Here is an 18,942-nt window from a genome sequence, read left to right as displayed (position 1 = left end):
AACCTCTTCCGGGGGAGAAACGGCCGCTAGGCTGGCCGGTATGAGAACCGCGGTGGTGCGTATCGACGTCGATCCGGCCGGCGAGCTGTCGCCGGAGGGGCTCACCGACGGGCTCGCCGCGCTGCGCGCGCACCTCACCGAGATCCCGGCGGTGGTGCTGGGCTCGGCGGGCAGCCGGGAGGTCCAGGTGCACATCGAGACCGGCGACACCGAGGCCGCGGTGCACGCCGCGGTGCGTGCCTGCGCGAAGGCCTTCGGCACCGAGCCGGTGCCCGGCGTCGTCACCTACGTCAGCCGCGGCACCGACGCCGACGCGCACGGCGTGCTCGCCGGGTTCGGGCTGCGCGGCGAGCTCCGGCGCGAGCCGGACGCCGACGGCTTCGACGTGGTGCACGTGGTCCTGGACCGCGCCGATCTGGAGCGGGTGCCGGAGAGCCGGATCCACACCGCCCTGGAGGCGTCGCTCAACTGCGAGGTGTTCATCCATACCCGGTGAGCTCAGCCGTCGAGGAAGGAGAGGATGGCGGGCGCGGCCAGCACCCAGGTGTCGAACAGGTTGTACCGGTCGACGCGCTGGTGCGCGCGGTCCTCGACGGCGCGCTCCCAGGCGTCCTCCGGCCACGGCGGGTCGATCAGCGTCGAGCCGGCGATCAGGCAGCTCACCTCGAGCGAGGTGCGCTTCGGGTGGTCCAGGTCGTTCGCGCCGCCGCGAATGATGAGCGTGGGCACGGTGATCCGGTCGAAGAGGTCGTCGTCCACGCCGGGCACGGTCTGGCCCGGTTTGGAGACGTAGGCGTTCAGCCAGCGCAGCGAGAGCTTGACGAAATCGTCCCGGTCCAGCGCGAGCAGCCGCTCCCGGTTCTTCGGGTTGGCCTCGATCAGCTCGCGCCACTCCCGCATCCGCGGCAGCCCCTCGACGCCGAGGCCGCGCGCCACCTGCAGGCTGGGCAGCACGTAGTGGGCGCCCAGGTTGAAGGTGCCGTAGATGCCGCCGACGATATTCCAGAGCACCAGCTTGGTGACCAGCTCCGGGTACAAGATGGTGCTGAGCATGGAGTCGCGGGCGCCGCCGGAGCCGCCGGCCAGGATCACCGGGCCGGTGCCGAGCGCGGTGAGCAGGCCGTGCAGGGTCTCGGCGCGCATGTGCGATTCGCTCTGCCCGTAGAACTGGACGTCGGAGGCGCCGCAGTTGGGGCGGTCCCAGAGCAGGACGCGGTACCCGCCCGCGACCAGGGCATCGGCCAGCGGGCGCAGCCCGGGGATGTCCATGCCGAACCGCCCGCCGGGCGTCAGCACGATCAGTTCGCCGGATTCACCCAGGATTTCGTAGACGACGTCGCCGCCGTTCACCTCGACCTTCGGCATGGCTATGCCGTCACGATGACGTCGTCACCGTCCACCCGCACCGGATAGGTGCGGATGCTCCACTCCGGCTTCACCGCGGTGGTCCCGGTGGCGAGCTCGAAACCCCACTGGTGCCAGGGGCAGTAGATGTACTCCTTGTCCCGCACCATGACCGCGTCGCCGGGCACCGACTCGTCCACCACGGTCCGGCCGCGGGCCCGCCCCGCGCAGAGCGGGCCGCCCTCGTGCGGGCAGTAGTTGGCGATGGCGTAGAAGGTGCCGCCCACGTTGTAGACGCCGACCCCGTGCCTGCCGATCGGCACCACCTTGGACTCGCCCGGCGGGATCTCGTCCACCGTGGCGACGACGTGTTCGCGCCCCTGGGCCAGCCGGGGGCGCTCGGACTCCGCCGTCACCGCGCGAACACCCGGCGCTGCCCCGGGATGGCGGGGACGAACTCCGGCAGGTGGTAGGTCTCGATGCCGTTCTTGTACATGACCCGCTCGCGCGCGTGCTCCGGCAGGTGCTTGACCAGCCAGCGCGGGTCGTCGAAGGTCCAGTGCGGGTAGTCCGAGGAGTAGAGCAGGATGCGGTCCGCCTCCATCCACTCGAAGGCCCTGGTCAGCTCGGTCTTGTCCTCCGGGTAGTCCAGCGGCTGGGTGGTGAAGCGGATGTGCTCCTTCACGTACTCCGACGGCTTGCGGGTGATCTCCACGAACGACTTGCGTGCCTCGTAGATGGCGTCCATCCGCCACATGAGCGGCAGGATCCAGGTGAAGGCGTGCTCCACGAAGACGATCCGCAGCGCCGGGAAGCGGTCGAAGACGCCGTCGAAGATCAGGCTCATGATCTGGTTCGCCGCCAGCAGCGAGTAGGTGACCATGAAATCGTGGTTGTAGCTGGGGAACCCGACCGGCGGCATGGGCATGGTCTCGTACGCCCCGCGCCCCAGGTGGCAGCTCACCACCAGGTCGTGCTTCACCGCGGCGGCCCAGATCGGGTCGTAGCGCGGGTCGCCCCAGGCCGGGCGCGGCTCGGCCTTGATCAGGATCTGCGACATGAACGGGTGCCCGGCCCAGTGCTCGATCTCGCGCACCGCGCCGTCGACATTGTCGATGGCGGCGCAGATCGAGCCGCGCCAGCGCTGGTGCCGGTTGTTCACCGGGTCCAGCCAGTGGTTGGCGAGCCAGTGGTTGATGCCGGTGGCCAGCGCCTGGGTCGCCTCCGGCAGCCGGGTCGCCTTGACCGTCGGCTCCAGGATGCAGATGTCCGAGCCCGCCTCGATGATGAGCTGCCGCAGCGCGAGTTCCGGGTCGCTGCCCGGGAATTCGCCGTCGGCCGGGAAGGTGTCGACGCGCATGGCGTAGGAGTGCGCGTAGTCCGGGGCGTCGTAGATGATGGTCTCGCCGACCCGGTGGCTCAGGAAGTGCTTGCTGCGGAACGGCTCCGGGATGTACTCCACCAGCTCCCGGCGCCGGGGCACCGGGTGCACGTCGGAGTCGACCACCCGCACCGCGACCTGCTCGGCGGCCGGTGCCTGCTGCTGCTGATGGGCGAGTGTCATCGGCTTCTCCTTCTCACGCGGGGGCCATGATGTCGATGCCGTACAGCTCGGACGCATTGCGCCAGAGCAGCTTCGCGCGCTGCTCTGAGCTCAGCCCGGTCGGCAGCGCGAGCGCGTCGCCGGCGTGCCAGTGCGGGTAGCTGGAGCCGAACATGAGCATGTCGTCCTTGCCGGTGAAACCGAGCCACTCGGAGGCGAATTCGGTGTCGCCGGGGCCGTCCAGACTGCCCTGCACGAAGTAGACGTGGCCGGGCAGGTAATCGCTCGGCATCTTCGGCGCCCACGGGGTCTGCTCCAGGTGCGGCCTGCCGAAGGTGTCCATCCGCCAGGTGAACGGGGTGAGCAGGTCGGCCCCGCCGTCCGCCCAGACGAACTTCAGCTCCGAGAACCGCTCGAAGACGCCCTCCGCGATCATGTTCATCAGGTGGTAGATGTAGTTCAGCGACATGAAGCCCAGATACTGCTCGTAGCCGCGGGTGTGCCCGGAGGGCGTCGGCGGGAAGGCGATGCTCTCGCCGGTCTCGATGTGCGCGGCCACCGGCAGCCCGGCCGCCGCGGCGGCCTCCCAGATCGGCCAGAACTGCGGCTTGCCGTACAGCTCCCGCGATTGCAGCGGAATGCCGAGCTGCACGACCCGCGGGTGCGAGCCCCAGCGCTCGATCTCGCGCAGCGCGCCGGGCACGTCCTCCGGGTTCACCCGGATGGTGCCGCGGAACCGGTCGGCGTGCGCGCCCTCCAGCCAGCGGGTCACCATCATCTCGTTGTGCGCGGCCAGCACCGCGGTGGTGAGGTGCCGGTCCGGCAGCACCCCGCGGGTCATCGGATGGAGCACCGCCACGTCGACCCCGCGCTCGTCGAAGAGCTGCGCGGCCACCAGTTCCGGGTCCGAGCCCGGGTACTGCTTGGCCGGGCCGCGGGTGCCCTTCGCGTACTCACCTCCCGGCGCGCCGTACCAGTCCATCTCGGCATCGGGGATGCCGCGGCTGCGGTACGGCTCGCGCAGGAAGCCGCGCATGTCGGCGTTCGAGGCGAAGAAGATGTGCACGCTCGCGTCCACGACGGGGGTGCGGGTGCCGTCGGGCAGGTCTCTCATCCGATCACTCCGTCGTTCAGTCGATCACGGCGACGTCCGGACGCTCCGTCACCGGGGCGGCCAGTCGCTGCTCGTCGCAGATCCGCTGCAGCTTGTCCAGGGTCTCGTCCAGGCCGGGGCCGAGCCGCTTGCCCGGCGTGAAGGTGGCGGGCAGCTTGCGCATGCCCTGGATCACGCCGATGGTCTCGTAGTGCACCGTGCCCTCGGGATCGCACCGGTAGTCCGGCATCCGGTCCAGCACCGCGGTGAGCATGGCCTTGAAGACCGTGCGCGCCACGTTGGAGCCGATGCAGCGGTGGATACCGAGCCCGAAGCTGAAGTGCCGGTTGCCCTTCCGGTCCAGCACCACCTCGGTCGGGTCCGGGAAGACCGCGGGGTCGCGGTTGGCCATGGCCCAGGAGAGCCAGAGCCGGTCGCCCTCCCGGAACTCGGTGTCCTGCAGCTCGACGTCCTCGGCGATGGTGCGCCCGTCACCGGGGGCCGGGGTGAAGTAGCGCAGGAACTCCTCGGTCGCCGGGTCGAGCAGCTCCTCGCGCTCCCGGCTGAGCAGCTCGCGCTGCTCGGGATTCTCCGAGAGCCACTCCAGCGAGTGCGCGGTGAGCGCGGTGGTGGTGTCGAAGCCGCCGCCGATGATCAGCCCGAGCATGCCGAGCATCTCCAGGTCGGGGGCGGGCTCGCCGTCGATCCGCAGCTCGGTCAGCGCGTGCACCAGCCCGGGGCGCGGGTTCTCCTTGATCTCGGCCAGGCTGGTGAGCAGGTCGATGCCCATGGCCCGGTGCATCTCCGCCACCTTCGGCGCCTCCGGCGAGTTCTCCGGGGTGTAGACGGCGGCGTGCACCGGCTCGCTGTAGAGCGACCAGCGCTTCAGCGGGATGCCGAGCATGGCGAGGGTGAGCACGGCCGGGACGATATTCGCCAGGTCGTCCACGAAATCGATGCGGCCGGACTCGATGTGCTCGTCCAGCGCGGCCCGCACGATCTCGTCGATCACCGGCTCCCAGCGCCGCACCGCGGCGGGGGAGAGGTAGGGGTTCAGCACCGAGCGGTAGATCCGGTGCTCCGGGTCGTCCATCTCCAGGATGCCGCCGCGCACCACCGAGGCGCGCTGCGCGGTGGGGATCGAGATCCCCTTGTACCCCTTGCGCTCCCCGTGCAGGTCGTGGTCGTTGGAGACGTGCGGGCAGCGCGCCAGCTCGAACACCGCGTCCGCGCTGGCCGCGACCCAGTGCCCCTCGTGGGTGTCGGACCAGGCGACCGGGCACTTGCCCTGCATCTCCTCGGTGATCTCCTGGAACCGGTGCCGGTACTCCGGGGTGTGCCGGTCGAACTGGTACCTGACCCGCTTGCGGTCCGCGCCGGCCACGCTCTCGTCGATGGTCACGATTGAATCCTCTTCAGATCAGATGTGGTAGTCGTACCACTTCAGGTAGCCGCCGCCGTCGACCCGCAGCTGCAACCCGGTGACGTACCTGGACTCCTCGGACGCCAGGTAGACGACGGCGTTGCTGATGTCCTCGGGCTCGACGTAGCGGATGGGCATGGCCTGCTGCACGGCGAACACCGGCTCCGCGTCGGCGCGGGTCGGGTGCTCCAGGTCCGGCCGGAACGAGCGGTACATGGGCTCGCTCTGCAGCATCGGGGTATTGCAGTTCGTCGGGTGCACCACGTTGGCGCGGATGCCGCGCGGCGCCAGCTGCCTGCCGAGCTCGTAGACGTAGGCGGTGAGCGCGCGCTTGGAGTGCACGTAGGCCATGCCGCCCGGATCCTTGCCCGGCTGGTCGACCTTGGAGATGTCGATGAGCGAGGCGGTGGAGCCGGTCGCGATGACCGACGCGCCCTCGCGCAGGTGCGGCAGCGAGACCTGGATGGCGTTGATGGTGCCGATCAGGTTGGTGTTGATCACGTCGGTCCAGGCCTGCAGCTGCGGCTCGCCCTTCATGCCGGCGATACCGGCCTGCGCGACAACGATATCCAGCTTGCCCAGCTCGCGCACGCCGTCGTCCACGGCCTTCTGCAGCTCGGCGGCGATGCGCACGTCCGCCTTGGCGGTGACGATCCGGCGGCCGGTCTTGGCCACCAGGTTGGCGGTCTCCTCCAGGTCCTCCGGGGTCGCCAGCGCGTACCCGACCGTCGCGATGTCCGCGCAGAGGTCGACCGCGATGATGTCGGCGCCCTCCTCGGCGAGCCGCACCGCGTGGCTGCGGCCCTGCCCGCGCGCCGCGCCGGTGATGAACGCGACCTTGCCTTCGACACGTCCCACAGCTGTCCCTTTCCCGTGACCTCTCGGACGAGAATTTACCTCGCCATCGAGGAGAACGCTACTCTCCTCTTCGGAAATCTCGCAAGGTTTCCGGACTTTTCGGGCAGGTCGGGGCGGTGATCGGGACGAATGCGCCCGGCGCCACGAATGTGTTATTACCCTCAGAAAAGAATGGCATTTTCACCGATTCCGGAGGCGATCCCGCGATGCGAACCATCCCCGACGAACTCAGGGCCGGCTACGAGGCCGCGGGCTGGTGGCGTCCGGAGACGCTGGGCGAGCAGCTCACCCGCGATCTGGCCGGGCTGCGCGACCTCCCGTTCCGGGTGCACTCCGAGGTGCGGCCCTGGTCCGGAACCTACGGCGAGGTGGAGCTGGCGGCGCGGCGGCTGGCGGGCGGGCTGCGGGCGCGCGGAGTCGGGCCGGGTGACACCGTGGTCTTCCAGCTGCCCAACTGGATGGAGGCGGCGGCCACCTTCTGGGCCTCGGCCTTCCTCGGCGCGGTGACCGTTCCGGTGGTGCATTTCTACGGCGCGCGCGAGCTCACGCACATTCTCGCGGTGACGAAGCCGAAGGTCTTCATCACCGCGGCGAGTTTCGGGCGGCTGGTCTTCGATCCGGCGGTGAGCGCCGAGGTGCCGATCGTCGGGGTCGTGGGCGGAGGTGCCGCGCCGGGTGAGAGCGCCGTCGATTTCGACGCCCTGCTCGCCGACGAGCCGCTCGAGAGCGCCCTCCCCGCCGACCCGGCGGGCCCCGCGCTCATCGCCTTCACCTCCGGCACCACCAGCGCGCCCAAGGGCGTGATCCACAGCCACCAGACGCTGGGCTGCGAGGCCAGGCAGCTGGCCGAGCAGAACCGGCTGGACCGCGGCGCCCAGCTCACCGCGACCCCGGTCGGCCACTTCATCGGCATGCTCGGCGCCTTCCTCATCCCGGTGCTGCACGGCAAGCCGGTGCACCTCGCCGATGTCTGGGATCCGGGGCGGGCGCTGGCGCTCATGCGCAGCGACAACCTCTCGGTCGGCGGCGGCCCGCCGTACTTCGTCACCAGCCTGATGGAGCACCCGGACTTCTCGCCCGAGCACATGGCGCACATGCGCTACGTCGGGCTCGGCGGCTCCACCGTGCCGCCCTCGGTCACCCGCGGCCTCGCCGACCTCGGGCTGATTCCCTTCCGCGCGTACGGCAGCACCGAGCACCCCTCGATCACCACCTCGCGCTACCACGCGCCGGAGTACGAGCGGCTCTACACCGACGGCAGGCCCATGCCCGGCGTGGAGATCCGGCTCGGTGCCGACGGCGAGATCCTCAGCCGCGGCCCCGATCTCTGCCTCGGCTACACCGACCCCGAGCTCACCGCCGCCGCCTTCGACGCCGACGGCTGGTACCGCACCGGCGATATCGGGGTGCTGCACCCGGACGGCCACCTCACCATCACCGACCGCAAGGCCGACGTCATCATCCGCGGCGGCGAGAACGTCAGCGCGGTCGAGGTGGAGCAGGTGCTGGCCGGGCTGCCCGCGGTGGCCGAGGCGGCGGTGGTCGCGGTGCCGGACGCGCGCTTCGGCGAGGTGGTCGGGGCGGTGCTGCGGCTGCGTCCGGGCCACGCGCTGCCGACCGTCGACGAGGTCGCCGCGCACTTCGCCGCGGCGGGTGTGGCCAGGCAGAAGTGGCCGGAGCGGGTCTTCGCGGCGGACGAGTTCCCGCGCACCGCCAGCGGCAAGGTGCAGAAACATCTCATCCGGCGGGGCATTGCCACATCTGAGTGAGGAGAATACTATTCTCCTCAGTTGCGAACGGAGATTTCATGACGACCCCCGCTCAGCCCGGAACCCCCGCATGGGACACCGAGGTCGACGTCGTGGTGCTCGGGAGCGGCGCCGCGGGCCTGACCGCCGCGCTCTCCGCCGCCGTGGCGGGCGCCTCGGTGGCGGTGTACGAGAAGGCCGAGACCGTCGGCGGCACCAGCGCGGTCTCCGGCGGCATCGCCTGGATCCCGGCGCACGACCGGGCGCCGGACTGCCCGCTCACCGTCGCCGACGCCATGGCCTACCTGGACGCGCAGTCGTTCGGGTCGATGGACGTGCCGCTGGTGGAGACCTTCGTGCGCACCGGCGCCGCGGCCGTCGGCTTCGTGGAGGAGCACAGCGCCGTGCGGTTCGAGATCGCCGACGGCTTCCCGGATTACAAGCCGGAGCTGCCCGGCGGCCGCCCCGGCGGCGGCCGCTCGCTCAGCCCGATCGCCTTCGACCTGAACCGGCTCGGCGCCTGGCGGGACCGGATCACCACCTTCCCCGCGGACTGGAGCAATGTCGGCTTCGACGCCGAGACCAGGGCCCGGCTGAACGCCGGCGTCACCGATGCCAATGCCGACCTGGTGGTGGCGGGCGCCGCGCTGATCGGCGGGCTGCTCACCGGGGTGCTGGCGGCCGGCGTCACCCCGCGTACCGGGGCTCGCGCGGTCGAGCTGGTGACCGCCGACGGCGCCGTCACCGGGGTCCGGATCGCGACCGCGGCCGGGCTCTCCACGGTGCGCGCCCGGCGCGGGGTGATCCTGGCGACCGGCGGCTTCGAGTGGGACGCCGAGCTGGTCCGCGCCTACCTGCGCGGCCCCATGCGCGGCCCGGTCTCGCCGCCGAACAACACCGGCGACGGGCTGCGGCTGGCCATGGCGCTCGGCGCCGAACTCGGCACCATGAGCGAGGCGTGGTGGGTGCCGGTGGTGCAGATCCCCGGCGACACCATCGAGGGCAAGCCGCGCAGCCGCAGCGTCCGGCTGGAGCGCACCCGGCCGCGCAGCATCATCGTCAACCGGGCCGGGCGCCGCTTCGTGAACGAGGCGGGCGAGTACAACGCCATGGTCGGCGCCTTTCACTACCTGGACCCGCGCGGCGGCTACGTCAACGACCCGGGTCACATCGTCTTCGACGCCGAGCACCTGCGGAAGTACGGCTTCCTCGGGGTGCCGCCCGGGGGCGAGGTGCCGGAGTGGTTCAACGAGTCCGCCGACCTGCCCGAGCTGGCCAAGCGGATCGGGGCCGATCCGGACGGTCTCGCCGCCACCGTCGAGCGGTGGAATGCGAACGTGGCGAACGGCTCCGACCCCGACTTCGGCCGCGGCGACAGCGCCTACGACGGGTACTGGGGTGACCCGGACGCCGAGCCGGCCTGGGCCAGGACGCTCGGCCCGCTGGACACCGGGCCGTACTACGCGGTGCCGGTGACCGCGGGCGCCATGGGCACCAAGGGCGGCCCGCGCACCGACGCCGACGGTCGGGTCAAGCACGTGAGCGGCGCCGTGATCCCCGGGCTCTTCGCGGTCGGCAATGCCATGGCGGGCGCGACCGGGCGGGCCTACGGCGGCGCGGGCGGGACCATCGGCCCCGGGCTGGTCTTCGGCTACCGGGCCGGGCACGCCGCCGCCACCGGCGCCTCCGTCGAATCCTGAAAGCAGAAGGGAACCACGCGTTGTCGGAGTACGAGAGCATCTGGAGTGACCTCCAGGGCGTAGCGTTCGAGCAGGGCTACCTGGACGTGGGTGGCGTGCGGACCCGCTACCTGCGCGCGGGGGAGTCCGGGAAGCCGACGCTGGTCCTGCTGCACGGCTCCGGCGGGCACGCCGAGGCCTACGTGCGCAACCTCGCCGCGCACGCCGAGCACTTCGACACCTGGTCGATCGACATGCTCGGGCACGGCTACACCGGCAGGCCGGGGCACCCGCTGGAGATCCCGCACTACGTCGCGCACCTCGCCGCCTTCCTGGACGCCATCGGCGTGGCGACCGCCTCGATCAGCGGGGAGTCGCTGGGCGGCTGGGTGGCGGCCCGGTTCGCCATCGACCACCCGGACCGGGTGCACCGGCTGGTGCTGAACACCGCGGGCGGCTCGCAGGCCGACCCCGTGGTCATGAAGCGGATCATCACGCTCTCCATGGCCGCGGCCGCCGACCCCACCTGGGAGACGGTGCAGGCCAGGATCAAGTGGCTGATGGCGGACAAGTCCAAGGACTACGACGACATCGTGGCCAGCAGGCAGCGCATCTACCGGCAGCCCGGCTTCGTCGACGCCATGCGCGACATCATGGCGCTGCAGGACCCGGAGATCCGGCAGCGCAACCTGCTCGGCCCGGACGACTACGGCCGCATCACCGCCCCCACCCTGGTCCTCTGGACCAGCGACGACCCCACCGCCGATGTCACCGAGGGCAAGCGCATCGCCTCGATGATCCCGGGCGCGCGCTTCGAGGTCATGGGGGACTGCGGGCACTGGCCGCAGTACGAGGACGCCGCCACCTTCGACGCCCTGCACCTGGGCTTCCTGCGGGAGGGCTGACGTGCCGGCCGATTACGACGTGCTGCTGGTCGGCGCGGGCCCGGTCGGGCTCACGCTGGCCAATGTGCTCGGCGGGCACGGCGTGCGCACCCGGGTGGTGGAGGAGCGGCCGACGCTCATCGACTACCCGCGCGGGGTCGGGCTGGACGACGAGTCGCTGCGCACCTTCCAGGCCATCGGGCTGGTGGACAAGGTGCTGCCGCACACCAATCCGAACCAGATCATGCGCTTCGTGGACGGCAGGCGCAGGCTGCTCGCCGAGATCGCGCCCACCGACACCTCGTTCGGCTGGCCCAAGCGGAACGGCTTCGTGCAGCCGCTGGTCGATGCCGAGCTGCTGGCCGGGCTGGAGCGCTACCCCTCGGTCGAGGTCTCCTGGAACACCCCGATGACCGGCTGCGTCGACACCGGGGCGCACGTCGAGGTCGCGCTCGGCGACGGCAGCGTGGTGACCGCGAAGTACGTGGTCGGCTGCGACGGCGGGCGGAGCGTGACCCGCAAACAGATGGGGGTCGGCTTCGAGGGCACCACCTCGCCGACCCGCTGGCTCGTGGTGGACCTGGCCTCGGATCCGCTCGGCCACCCCAATATCGAGGTCGGCGCCGATCCGAGCCGGCCCAATGTCTCGGTCTCCATCGCGCACGGCATCCGGCGCTTCGAGTTCATGATCCACGACGACGAGCCGGACGAGCTCGCCGAGGATCCCGCCTTCTTCCAGCGCATGGTGGCGCCCTTCGTGCCCTACCCGGAGCGGCTGGAGGTGATCCGCCGCCGGGTCTACACCCACCACTCCCGGATCGCGAGCAGCTTCCGGGTGGGGCGGCTGCTGCTGGCCGGCGATGCCGCGCACCTCATGCCGGTCTGGCAGGGCCAGGGGTACAACAGCGGTATCCGGGACGCCGCAAACCTGGGGTGGAAGCTCGCCGCGGTGGCCACCGGCCGGGCCGGCGACGCGCTGCTGGACAGCTACGACACCGAGCGCCGCAAACACGCCCGCGCCATGATCGACCTCTCCACCCTGGTGGGGAAGGTGATCTCGCCGACCAACAAGCGGGTCACCGGCGCGCGCGACGTGCTGGTGCGCGCCGCCGCCTTCATCCCGCCGGTGAAGTCGTACGTGCTCGGCATGCGGTTCAAGCCCATGCCGCGGTACGACACCGGCGCGGTGGTGCACACCTGGTCGCGCTCGCCGAAATCCGCCGTCGGGACGTTGTTCGTGCAGCCGCGGGTGGATACCAGGGAGCGCACCGACGTGCTGCTCGACGAGGTGCTCGGGCCGTGGTTCGCGGTGCTCTTCTGGAACAACCGGCCGCGCGAGGTGCTCGGCGAGCGGGAGTTCGCGCGCTGGAAGGCGCTCGGCGCGGTCTTCGTCGCGGCCCGGCCCGCGTGCCAGCTGCACTGGCCCGATCACGACGACCCGGATGTGCTGATCGTCGGCGATCGGACCGGCGGGCTCAAGCGCTGGTTCGACGGGCACCTGGACTCGGTGCTCTTCCTGCGCCCCGACCGCTGTATCGCGGGGGCCTCGCCCGCGCAGTACGCGCCGGAGGTCGGCGCCGCGCTGGCCGAGGCGCTCGCCCTCGATCCGGAGGGGGAGCACGATGCCGCTGGCCGTGTGCTGCGTCTCGCATAGCCCGCTGCTCGAGCTGCCCGGCCCGGGGCGGGAGCTGCTCGACGAGGTCGAGGGGGCGCTGGATCGGGCGGCCTCGTTCGTCCGGGAGTTCGATCCGGAACTGGTGCTGACGTTCTCGCCGGATCACTACAACGGGTTCTTCTACCGGACCATGCCCGCGTTCTGCGTGGGGACCGCCGCGAGCGGGGTCGGTGACTACGGAAGTCACGCCGGGCCCCTGGACGTGCCCGCCGAGCTGGCTACCGCGCTGGCCGAGGCGGTGCTTGCCGACGGGGTCGATGTCGCGGTGTCGGTGGCCATGGAGGTGGATCACGGCACCGTGCAGCCGCTGCGCCGGCTGCTCGGCTCGGCCACGGCGCTGCCGGTGATCCCGATCTTCGTCAATGCCGTCGGGGTTCCGCTCGGGCCGCTGCACCGGGCCGCCGCGCTGGGGGCGGCGGCCGGGCGGTTCGTCGCGGGGCTCGGGAAGCGGGTGCTGATCGTCGGCTCCGGCGGGCTCTCGCACGACCCGCCGGTGCCCGCGCTGGCCACCGCCACCGGGCCGGTGCGCGAGCGCATCGTGCACGGGGCGCCCATGTCGGCCGAGGCGCGGGCCGCCCGCCAGGAGCGGGTCATCGCCGCCGCGCGCGAATTCGCCGCGGGGGAGGGGCCGTCCGCACCGCTCGCCCCGGAATGGGACGCCCGCTTCCTCGACGTACTCGACCGCGGCGCGCTCGCCGAATTCACCACCTGGGACAACCCCGGAATCACCCGCGCGGCGGGCAATTCCGCGCACGAGGTGCGCACCTGGCTCGCCGCCTTCGCCGCCCTCGCCACCCAGGGCCCCTACCGGGTGGCCGACCGCTACTACCGCGCCGCCCCCGAACTCATCGCGGGCTTCGCCGTCCGCACCGCGCTGCCGGAAGGGAGGTCGTCATGACCGCACCAGTGGAGAAGGCCGACACACCGGACGAGGTCGTTGATGTGCTCGTGGTCGGCTCCGGCGGCGGCGGGCTCACCGCCGCACTCGCCGCCGAGGCCGCGGGGCTGAAGGTCCTGGTGGTCGAGAAGGCCGCGCACTACGGCGGCTCGACCGCACTCTCCGGCGGCGGCATCTGGGTCCCGAACGCCCCGGCCCAGCACCGCGACGGCTTCGAACTGGACCCGGACAGCGTCGTCGGCTACCTGCGCACCATCACCGAGGGCCTCGTCACCGACGAAAGACTTCGCGCCTACGTGCACAAATCGCCGGAGATGATGGCCTTCCTGGAAAGCCGCAGCCGCTGGCTGGAGTTCGTCTGGAAACCCGGCTACGCCGACTACTACCCGGAGCTCCCCGGCGGCTCCGACCAGGGCAGCACCATCAATGTGCCGCCCATCGACCTGCGCGAACTCGGCCCGGACGAGGAGCTGCTGCTCAAGCCGCTCGCCCTGGCCCCCAAGGGCATCTGGCTCGGTCCCAAGGACCTACGCCTCTTCTACCAGGTCCGGCAGAACTGGCGCGGCAAGGCCGTGCTGGTCAAACTGCTGTGGCGGAAGTTCCGCGCGCACGTCTTCGGCGACCGCATCGCCGCCATCGGCCAGTCCCTGGTGGCGCGGCTCCGGCTGGCGCTGCGCGAGCACGACATCCCGCTCTGGCTGAACGCCCCCATGACCGAGCTGACCACCGGCCCGGACGGCGAGGTCACCGGCGCCGTGGTCGAGCGCGACGGCGCACCGGTGCGGATCCGCGCCGAGCGCGGCGTCATCCTCGCCACCGGCGGCTTCGACCACGAGATGGAGTGGCGCCGGAGCGAGGAGCCGCTCATCGACGAGGACTGGAGCTTCGGCAACCCGCTCGCCACCGGCGACGGCATCCGCGCGGGCGAGAAGGTCGGCGCGGCCACCGATCTCATGGACGAGTCCTGGTGGTTCCCGTCCATCCAGTGGCCGGACGGCCGCATGCAGTTCCTGCTCAACGAGCGGATGATGCCCGCCCAGTTCATCGTGAACGGCAATGGCGAGCGGTACATCAACGAGGCCGCGCCGTACATGGACTTCGGCCACGCCATGCTGGCCGGGCAGCGGACCGGCGTCGACCACATCCCGAGCTGGCTCATCACCGACCACCGCTCGTGGAACCGCTACGTCGTCGCCGGGCACCTGCCGCTGCCGAAGATCCCGTTCGCCCCGGTGCCGACCGGACGCAAGATCCCGCAGGCGTGGCTGGACTCCGGCGTCGTGGTCGCGGCGAACTCCATCGAGGAGCTGGCCGCGAAGATCGGGGTGCCGCCGGAGAAGCTGCGCGCCACCGCGGATCGCTTCAACGAGCTCGCGCACAAGGGCCACGACGACGACTTCGACCGCGGCGACAGCCTCTACGACAACTACTACGGCGACCCCACCCTGCCCAACCCCAACCTGGCCCCGCTGCGGAAGCCGCCCTACTACGCCTTCCGCATGGTCCTCGGTGACCTCGGCACCTCCGGCGGGCTGCGCACCGACGAGCACGCCAGGGTCCTGCGCGCCGACGGCAGCGTCGTCCCCGGCCTCTACGCCACCGGCAACACCTCCGCCCCCGTCATGGGCCGCTCCTACGCGGGCGCGGGCGCCACCATCGGCCCCGCCATGACCTTCGGCTACATCGCCGCCGAGCACCTCGCCGGAGCGGGCGGATGACCATCGCCGAACTCCTGCGCTACGACGGACGCCGCGCCGTCGTGACCGGCTGCGCCTCGGGGATCGGGGCGGAGGTCGCCCGGCAGGTGCGGGAGCTGGGCGGCACCGTGATCGGGCTGGATCGCGCCGACCCGGCCGGCGAACTGGACGGCTTCCACCGGGTGGATATGGCGGACCCCGCCTCGATCGACGCGGCGGCCGGGCAGCTGGGCCCGGTGGACACGCTGTTCAACGTGGCGGGCGTCTCCTCCGGCATCGGCGACCCGCTGAAGGTCGTCACCATCAACTTCCTCGGCCTGCGCCACCTCACCGAGGCCGTCCTGCCGGGGTTGCGTCAGGGCGCCACGATCGCGAGCGTCTCCTCCCTGGCCGCCGCGAACTGGCTCGAGCACCGCGACCAGACCACCGGCCTGCTCGACACCGCGGACTTCGAGGCCGGAAGGGCCTGGTGCGAGGCGCATCCCGAGGCGCTCGAGGACGGCGGCTACCGCCTCTCCAAGGAGGCGATCATCCACTACACCGCCCGCGCCGCGGCCCCGCTCGGCGCGCGCGGCATCCGCGTCAACTGCACCGGGCCCGGCGTCACCGAGACCCCGATCCTGGACCAGTTGCGCACCGCCTACGGCGAGCAGTACCTCGACACCATCCCCAAACCGCTCGACGGCCGCGTCTCCGGCCCGGCCGAACAGGCGGCGGTGCTGGTGTTCCTCAACAGCGCGGCGGCGAGCTACGTGACCGGCCAGGTGATCTGGGTGGACGGCGGCAATGTGGCGGGACGTCTGGCATGAAGACCTCGGAAGGACAACGACAGTGGCAAGCTTGACCGATTTCCGGAAACTCGGCGACGAGGTGCGCAACTGGGGCCGGTGGGGCGCCGCCGACGAGCTCGGCACGCTCAACTTCATCACCCCGGAGAAGGTGACCCAGGCCGCGGGGCTGGTCCGGCACGGGAAGGTGTTCCCGCTCGGCGTCGATTTCGGCTCCTCCGGCCCGCAGGGCGCCTTCAAGTTCCGGCACAACCCGGTGCACGTCATGACCGTGGACGGCGGCGACGTCACCGCGCTCACCGAGTACGGCCCCAAGTGGCTGCGCAACAGCGTGGGCGCCGAGGTGGCCGGATTCTTCGCGGACAACCCGTTCCGCTTCAACGACGACATGATCGTCATGCCGCTGCAGGCCGCCACCCAGTGGGACGCGCTCTCGCACGTCTACTACGACGACAAGCTCTACAACGGCTTCCCGGCCGCCTCGGTGACCAGCTTCGGCGCCTACCACTGCGGCATCGACAAGGTGGACGGCAAGGGCATCACCAGCCGCGGCGTCCTGCTCGACCTGGTGAAGCACCGCGGCGCGGAGACCTTCCTGGAGCCGGGCGAGCCGATCACCCCGGACGAGCTGGACGAGGTCGCCAAGCGGCAGGGCGTCGAGGTCGGCAGCGGCGACATCGTGCTGGTGCGCACCGGCTGGTGGGCCCGGTTCGAGGAGGCGGGCGACGGCGCCGAGCCCTACTCCGGGCTGGACTGGCGCTGCGCCAAGTGGCTGCACGAGCGCGAGGTCGCCGCGGTGGCCGCGGACAACCTCATGGTCGAGAACCCGGTCTCCGGCGTCGAGGGCACCTTCCTGCCCATGCACATGCTGTGCCTGCGCGACATGGGGCTGATGCTCGGCGAGTACTGGGACCTGACCGCGCTGGCCGCGGACTGCGCCGCCGACGGCGTCTACGAGTTCCAGCTGGTCGCCCCGCCGCTGCGGGTGGTCGGCGCGGTCGGCTCGCCGCTGAATCCGATCGCCATCAAGTAGATGAAGGAGGGAGCGCAGATGACCGCGAGCACCACGACCACCGGTGGCCGTCCCTTCGTCGTCGGGATCGGCGGCACCCTGCGCGCCGGGTCGTCGACCGAGCGCGCGCTGCGGCACTGCCTGGCCGCTGTCGAGCGCAACGGCGGCGAGACGGCGCTCTTCGCCGGTCCCGATATCGACCTGCCCATGTACAGCCCGAACGACGCCGAGCGCACCGCGGCGGCGACCGCGCTGGTCACCGCGCTGCGCCGGGCCGACGCCGTGGTGATCGGCTCGCCCGGCTACCACGGCGGCGTCTCCGGGCTGGTCAAGAACGCGCTCGACTACATCGAGGACCTGCGCGGCGACCCGGTCGTCTACCTGGACAACAAGCCGTGGGGCTGCATCAGCTGCGCCTACGGCTGGCAGGCCGCGGTCGGCACGCTCGGGCAGCTGCGGGTGATCGGGCACGCGCTGCGCGCCTGGCCGACCCCGCTCGGTGTCGCCATCAACTCCGCCGAGCCGGTCTGGGACGCGAGCGGCGAGCTGGTCGACGCCACGGTGCGCGGCCAGCTCGAGCTGCTCGCCACCCAGGTGCTCGCCTTCGCGCCCGCCGCGGGGTCCGGTTCATGATCGCCGAGCGCAGGATGCTGCTGGTGGACGGCGCGCGCACCAGCTACCTGGAGGCCGGGGCCGGGGAGCCGGTGGTGCTGCTGCACGGCGGCGAGTTCGGCGCCGGCGCCGAGGTGGGCTGGGAGTTCACGGTGAACGCGCTGGCCAGGCGGTACCGGGTGCTGGCCCCGGACATGCTGGGGTTCGGCGATTCGGCCAAGGTGGTCGACTTCACCGACGGCCGCGGGCTGCGGATCCGGCACATCGCGCGCTTCCTCGCGCTGCTCGGCATCGAATCGGCGCACTTCGTCGGCAACTCCATGGGCGCCATCAACCTGCTGGCCGACGCCACCTCGGAGCGGCCGCGGCTGCCCGCGCGCAGCCTGGTGGCGATCTGCGGCGGCGGCGAGATCCAGCGCAACGAGCACATGGCCGCGCTCTACGACTACGACGGCTCGCTGCCCGGCATGCGCCGGATCGTCACGGCGCTCTTCCACGGCGGCTCCTGGCCCGCGGACGAGGGGTACGTCCAGCGCCGGTACGAGTCCAGCATCGCGCCCGGTGCCTGGGAGGCGCTGGCGGCGGCCCGGTTCCGGCGCCCGGGGCTGGAGCCGCCCGCGACGCCCTCCACCGAGCGCGCCTACCACCGCATCGGGGTTCCGGTGCTGGTGGTCGAGGGCGGCGAGGACAAGCTGCTGCCGCCGGGCTGGGCGGCCGAGATCGCCGCGCTCATCCCGCAGGGCAGCTCCGCGGTGGTGCCCGGCGCCGGCCACTGTCCGCAGATCGAGCGGCCGGAGATCGTGAACGCCCTGCTCCTCGACTTCCTCGCGAACTGTGCGAAAACCGATGCTCGAAGGGAGATCTCGGCATGAGCGAACTCGAAGGCAAGGTCGCCGTCGTCACCGGGGGAGCGGCGGGGATCGGCCGGGCCGTGGTGGCGCGGTTCGTGGCCGAGGGCGCGCGGGTGGTCGTCGGCGACCTCGACCCGGAGCGCGGGGCCGAGTCGATCGCCGGGCTCGGCGCCGCCGCGGTGTTCCAGGCGGCCGACGTCTCCGACCCCGAGCAGGTCGAGGCGCTGGTGCTCAGGGCGACGGCGGAGTTCGGCGGCCTGCACATCATGGTGAACAACGCCGGCATCTCCGGCCGGATGCACAAGAGCATCCTGCACGACGACCTGGCCGACTTCCACCGCGTGCTCGGCGTGAACCTGCTCGGCGTGATGGCGGGCACCAGGCACGCCGCGCGGCACATGGCCGAGCACGGCGGCGGCTCGATCATCAACCTCTCCTCGATCGGCGGCATCCAGGCCGGCGGCGGGGTGCAGACCTACCGCGCCTCCAAGGCCGCGGTGATCCACTACACCCACTCCGCCGCGATCGAGCTGGCGCAGTTCGACATCCGGGTGAACTGCCTGGCGCCGGGCAATATCCCGACCTCGCTGCTCTCCTCCTCCGGCAGCGGCATGTCCGACGCGGCGCGGGAGAAGTTCACCCGGCTGGCCCGCGAGGCCATGCTCAACGACCGCCCGCTGCGCCGCGACGGGACGCCGGAGGACGTGGCGGAGGCCGCCGTCTATCTGGCGAGCGAACGCGCTCGCTACGTCACCGGGACGGTGCTGCCGATCGACGGCGGCACCCGCGCGGGCAAGCCACTGGCCAAGCAGTTCGACAAGGCAGCCACGCGCTGAC

At 71.6% G+C, this 18,942-nt stretch carries 18 protein-coding genes; 12 read left to right on the top strand and 6 right to left on the bottom strand.

Going from position 1 to position 18,942, the window contains the following annotated elements:
* Positions 1–40: 40 nt before the first annotated feature.
* Positions 41–496: a hypothetical protein gene (locus AB0H71_RS19570; protein WP_357022502.1), complete on the top strand. Its 456-nt coding sequence runs from the start codon at positions 41–43 to the stop codon at positions 494–496.
* Between the two features lie 2 nt (positions 497–498).
* Here the strand turns inward: AB0H71_RS19570 and AB0H71_RS19565 are convergent, their stop codons facing one another.
* From AB0H71_RS19565 to AB0H71_RS19540, 6 genes are read right to left on the bottom strand one after another with little or no spacing between them, the layout of a single operon-like run.
* A complete protein-coding gene (locus tag AB0H71_RS19565) occupies positions 499–1,365 on the bottom strand; it encodes an alpha/beta hydrolase (RefSeq protein ID WP_357022500.1) in 867 nt (288 codons plus the stop codon).
* A gap of 2 nt (positions 1,366–1,367) precedes the next feature.
* Positions 1,368–1,760 carry a Rieske (2Fe-2S) protein gene (locus AB0H71_RS19560; protein ID WP_357022497.1) on the bottom strand — a complete coding sequence of 131 codons (393 nt, stop codon included), beginning with the start codon at positions 1,758–1,760 and terminating at the stop codon, positions 1,368–1,370.
* Complete coding sequence (locus tag AB0H71_RS19555; protein ID WP_357022494.1) at positions 1,757–2,908, bottom strand: amidohydrolase family protein; 1,152 nt, start codon at positions 2,906–2,908, stop codon at positions 1,757–1,759. The genes AB0H71_RS19560 and AB0H71_RS19555 overlap by 4 nt, the downstream gene beginning before the upstream one ends.
* Positions 2,909–2,921: 13 nt before the next feature.
* Complete coding sequence (locus tag AB0H71_RS19550) at positions 2,922–4,001, bottom strand: amidohydrolase family protein (protein WP_357022492.1); 1,080 nt, start codon at positions 3,999–4,001, stop codon at positions 2,922–2,924.
* A 16-nt stretch (positions 4,002–4,017) separates the two neighbouring features.
* The gene (locus AB0H71_RS19545; protein ID WP_357022489.1) at positions 4,018–5,382 is read right to left on the bottom strand and encodes a cytochrome P450; all 1,365 of its coding nucleotides are present in this window, start codon (positions 5,380–5,382) and stop codon (positions 4,018–4,020) included.
* A gap of 18 nt (positions 5,383–5,400) precedes the next feature.
* On the bottom strand, positions 5,401–6,261 hold the full coding sequence (locus AB0H71_RS19540) for a mycofactocin-coupled SDR family oxidoreductase (protein ID WP_357022487.1): 861 nt from the start codon (positions 6,259–6,261) through the stop codon (positions 5,401–5,403).
* A 206-nt stretch (positions 6,262–6,467) separates the two neighbouring features.
* Between AB0H71_RS19540 and AB0H71_RS19535 the strand changes: the two genes are divergently transcribed.
* The 11 genes from AB0H71_RS19535 to AB0H71_RS19485 are packed head-to-tail and all read left to right on the top strand — an operon-like array spanning position 6,468 to position 18,941.
* The gene (locus AB0H71_RS19535; RefSeq protein ID WP_357022485.1) at positions 6,468–8,030 is read left to right on the top strand and encodes an AMP-binding protein; all 1,563 of its coding nucleotides are present in this window, start codon (positions 6,468–6,470) and stop codon (positions 8,028–8,030) included.
* A 38-nt stretch (positions 8,031–8,068) separates the two neighbouring features.
* Entirely contained in the window at positions 8,069–9,709 is a 1,641-nt protein-coding gene (locus tag AB0H71_RS19530; RefSeq protein WP_357022482.1) for an FAD-dependent oxidoreductase, read from the top strand.
* A gap of 20 nt (positions 9,710–9,729) precedes the next feature.
* The gene (locus tag AB0H71_RS19525) at positions 9,730–10,593 is read left to right on the top strand and encodes an alpha/beta hydrolase (protein ID WP_357022479.1); all 864 of its coding nucleotides are present in this window, start codon (positions 9,730–9,732) and stop codon (positions 10,591–10,593) included.
* A gap of 1 nt (position 10,594) precedes the next feature.
* Positions 10,595–12,226 carry a bifunctional 3-(3-hydroxy-phenyl)propionate/3-hydroxycinnamic acid hydroxylase gene (locus tag AB0H71_RS19520; RefSeq protein ID WP_357022476.1) on the top strand — a complete coding sequence of 544 codons (1,632 nt, stop codon included), beginning with the start codon at positions 10,595–10,597 and terminating at the stop codon, positions 12,224–12,226.
* Positions 12,195–13,145, top strand: a complete 951-nt coding sequence (locus AB0H71_RS19515) for a 3-carboxyethylcatechol 2,3-dioxygenase (RefSeq protein ID WP_357022474.1) — start codon at positions 12,195–12,197, stop codon at positions 13,143–13,145. Before AB0H71_RS19520 ends, AB0H71_RS19515 begins: the two co-directional genes overlap by 32 nt.
* Positions 13,142–14,863, top strand: coding sequence for an FAD-binding protein (locus AB0H71_RS19510; RefSeq protein ID WP_357022472.1), 1,722 nt, complete (start codon positions 13,142–13,144; stop codon positions 14,861–14,863). The genes AB0H71_RS19515 and AB0H71_RS19510 overlap by 4 nt, the downstream gene beginning before the upstream one ends.
* On the top strand, positions 14,860–15,651 hold the full coding sequence (locus tag AB0H71_RS19505; protein WP_357022470.1) for a coniferyl-alcohol dehydrogenase: 792 nt from the start codon (positions 14,860–14,862) through the stop codon (positions 15,649–15,651). Before AB0H71_RS19510 ends, AB0H71_RS19505 begins: the two co-directional genes overlap by 4 nt.
* 22 nt (positions 15,652–15,673) lie before the next feature.
* A complete protein-coding gene (locus AB0H71_RS19500; protein WP_357022467.1) occupies positions 15,674–16,663 on the top strand; it encodes a cyclase family protein in 990 nt (329 codons plus the stop codon).
* A gap of 18 nt (positions 16,664–16,681) precedes the next feature.
* A complete protein-coding gene (locus tag AB0H71_RS19495; RefSeq protein WP_357022465.1) occupies positions 16,682–17,275 on the top strand; it encodes an NAD(P)H-dependent oxidoreductase in 594 nt (197 codons plus the stop codon).
* Entirely contained in the window at positions 17,272–18,126 is an 855-nt protein-coding gene (locus tag AB0H71_RS19490; RefSeq protein WP_357022462.1) for an alpha/beta fold hydrolase, read from the top strand. Before AB0H71_RS19495 ends, AB0H71_RS19490 begins: the two co-directional genes overlap by 4 nt.
* Positions 18,123–18,941: an SDR family oxidoreductase gene (locus AB0H71_RS19485; RefSeq protein ID WP_357022460.1), complete on the top strand. Its 819-nt coding sequence runs from the start codon at positions 18,123–18,125 to the stop codon at positions 18,939–18,941. The genes AB0H71_RS19490 and AB0H71_RS19485 overlap by 4 nt, the downstream gene beginning before the upstream one ends.
* The last annotated feature ends 1 nt before the right edge of the window (position 18,942 follow it).

The organism is Nocardia sp. NPDC050697 (assembly GCF_040654395.1).
GTDB lineage: Bacteria > Actinomycetota > Actinomycetes > Mycobacteriales > Mycobacteriaceae > Nocardia.
Note: the sequence above shows the minus strand (reverse complement) of the source record. Positions and strands in the feature narration are given on the sequence as shown.

Excerpts from the sequence above, each read along its gene's own strand:
- AB0H71_RS19535 (WP_357022485.1), top strand. The coding sequence starts at position 6,468 with ATGCGAACCATCCCCGACGAACTCAGGGCCGGCTACGAGGCCGCGGGC.
- AB0H71_RS19495 (WP_357022465.1), top strand. The coding sequence starts at position 16,682 with ATGACCGCGAGCACCACGACCACCGGTGGCCGTCCCTTCGTCGTCGGG.
- AB0H71_RS19485 (WP_357022460.1), top strand. The coding sequence starts at position 18,123 with ATGAGCGAACTCGAAGGCAAGGTCGCCGTCGTCACCGGGGGAGCGGCG.
- AB0H71_RS19490 (WP_357022462.1), top strand. The coding sequence starts at position 17,272 with ATGATCGCCGAGCGCAGGATGCTGCTGGTGGACGGCGCGCGCACCAGC.
- AB0H71_RS19555 (WP_357022494.1), bottom strand. The coding sequence starts at position 2,908 with ATGACACTCGCCCATCAGCAGCAGCAGGCACCGGCCGCCGAGCAGGTC.
- AB0H71_RS19565 (WP_357022500.1), bottom strand. The coding sequence starts at position 1,365 with ATGCCGAAGGTCGAGGTGAACGGCGGCGACGTCGTCTACGAAATCCTG.
- AB0H71_RS19510 (WP_357022472.1), top strand. The coding sequence starts at position 13,142 with ATGACCGCACCAGTGGAGAAGGCCGACACACCGGACGAGGTCGTTGAT.
- AB0H71_RS19530 (WP_357022482.1), top strand. The coding sequence starts at position 8,069 with ATGACGACCCCCGCTCAGCCCGGAACCCCCGCATGGGACACCGAGGTC.
- AB0H71_RS19515 (WP_357022474.1), top strand. The coding sequence starts at position 12,195 with ATGCCGCTGGCCGTGTGCTGCGTCTCGCATAGCCCGCTGCTCGAGCTG.
- AB0H71_RS19550 (WP_357022492.1), bottom strand. The coding sequence starts at position 4,001 with ATGAGAGACCTGCCCGACGGCACCCGCACCCCCGTCGTGGACGCGAGC.
- AB0H71_RS19505 (WP_357022470.1), top strand. The coding sequence starts at position 14,860 with ATGACCATCGCCGAACTCCTGCGCTACGACGGACGCCGCGCCGTCGTG.
- AB0H71_RS19570 (WP_357022502.1), top strand. The coding sequence starts at position 41 with ATGAGAACCGCGGTGGTGCGTATCGACGTCGATCCGGCCGGCGAGCTG.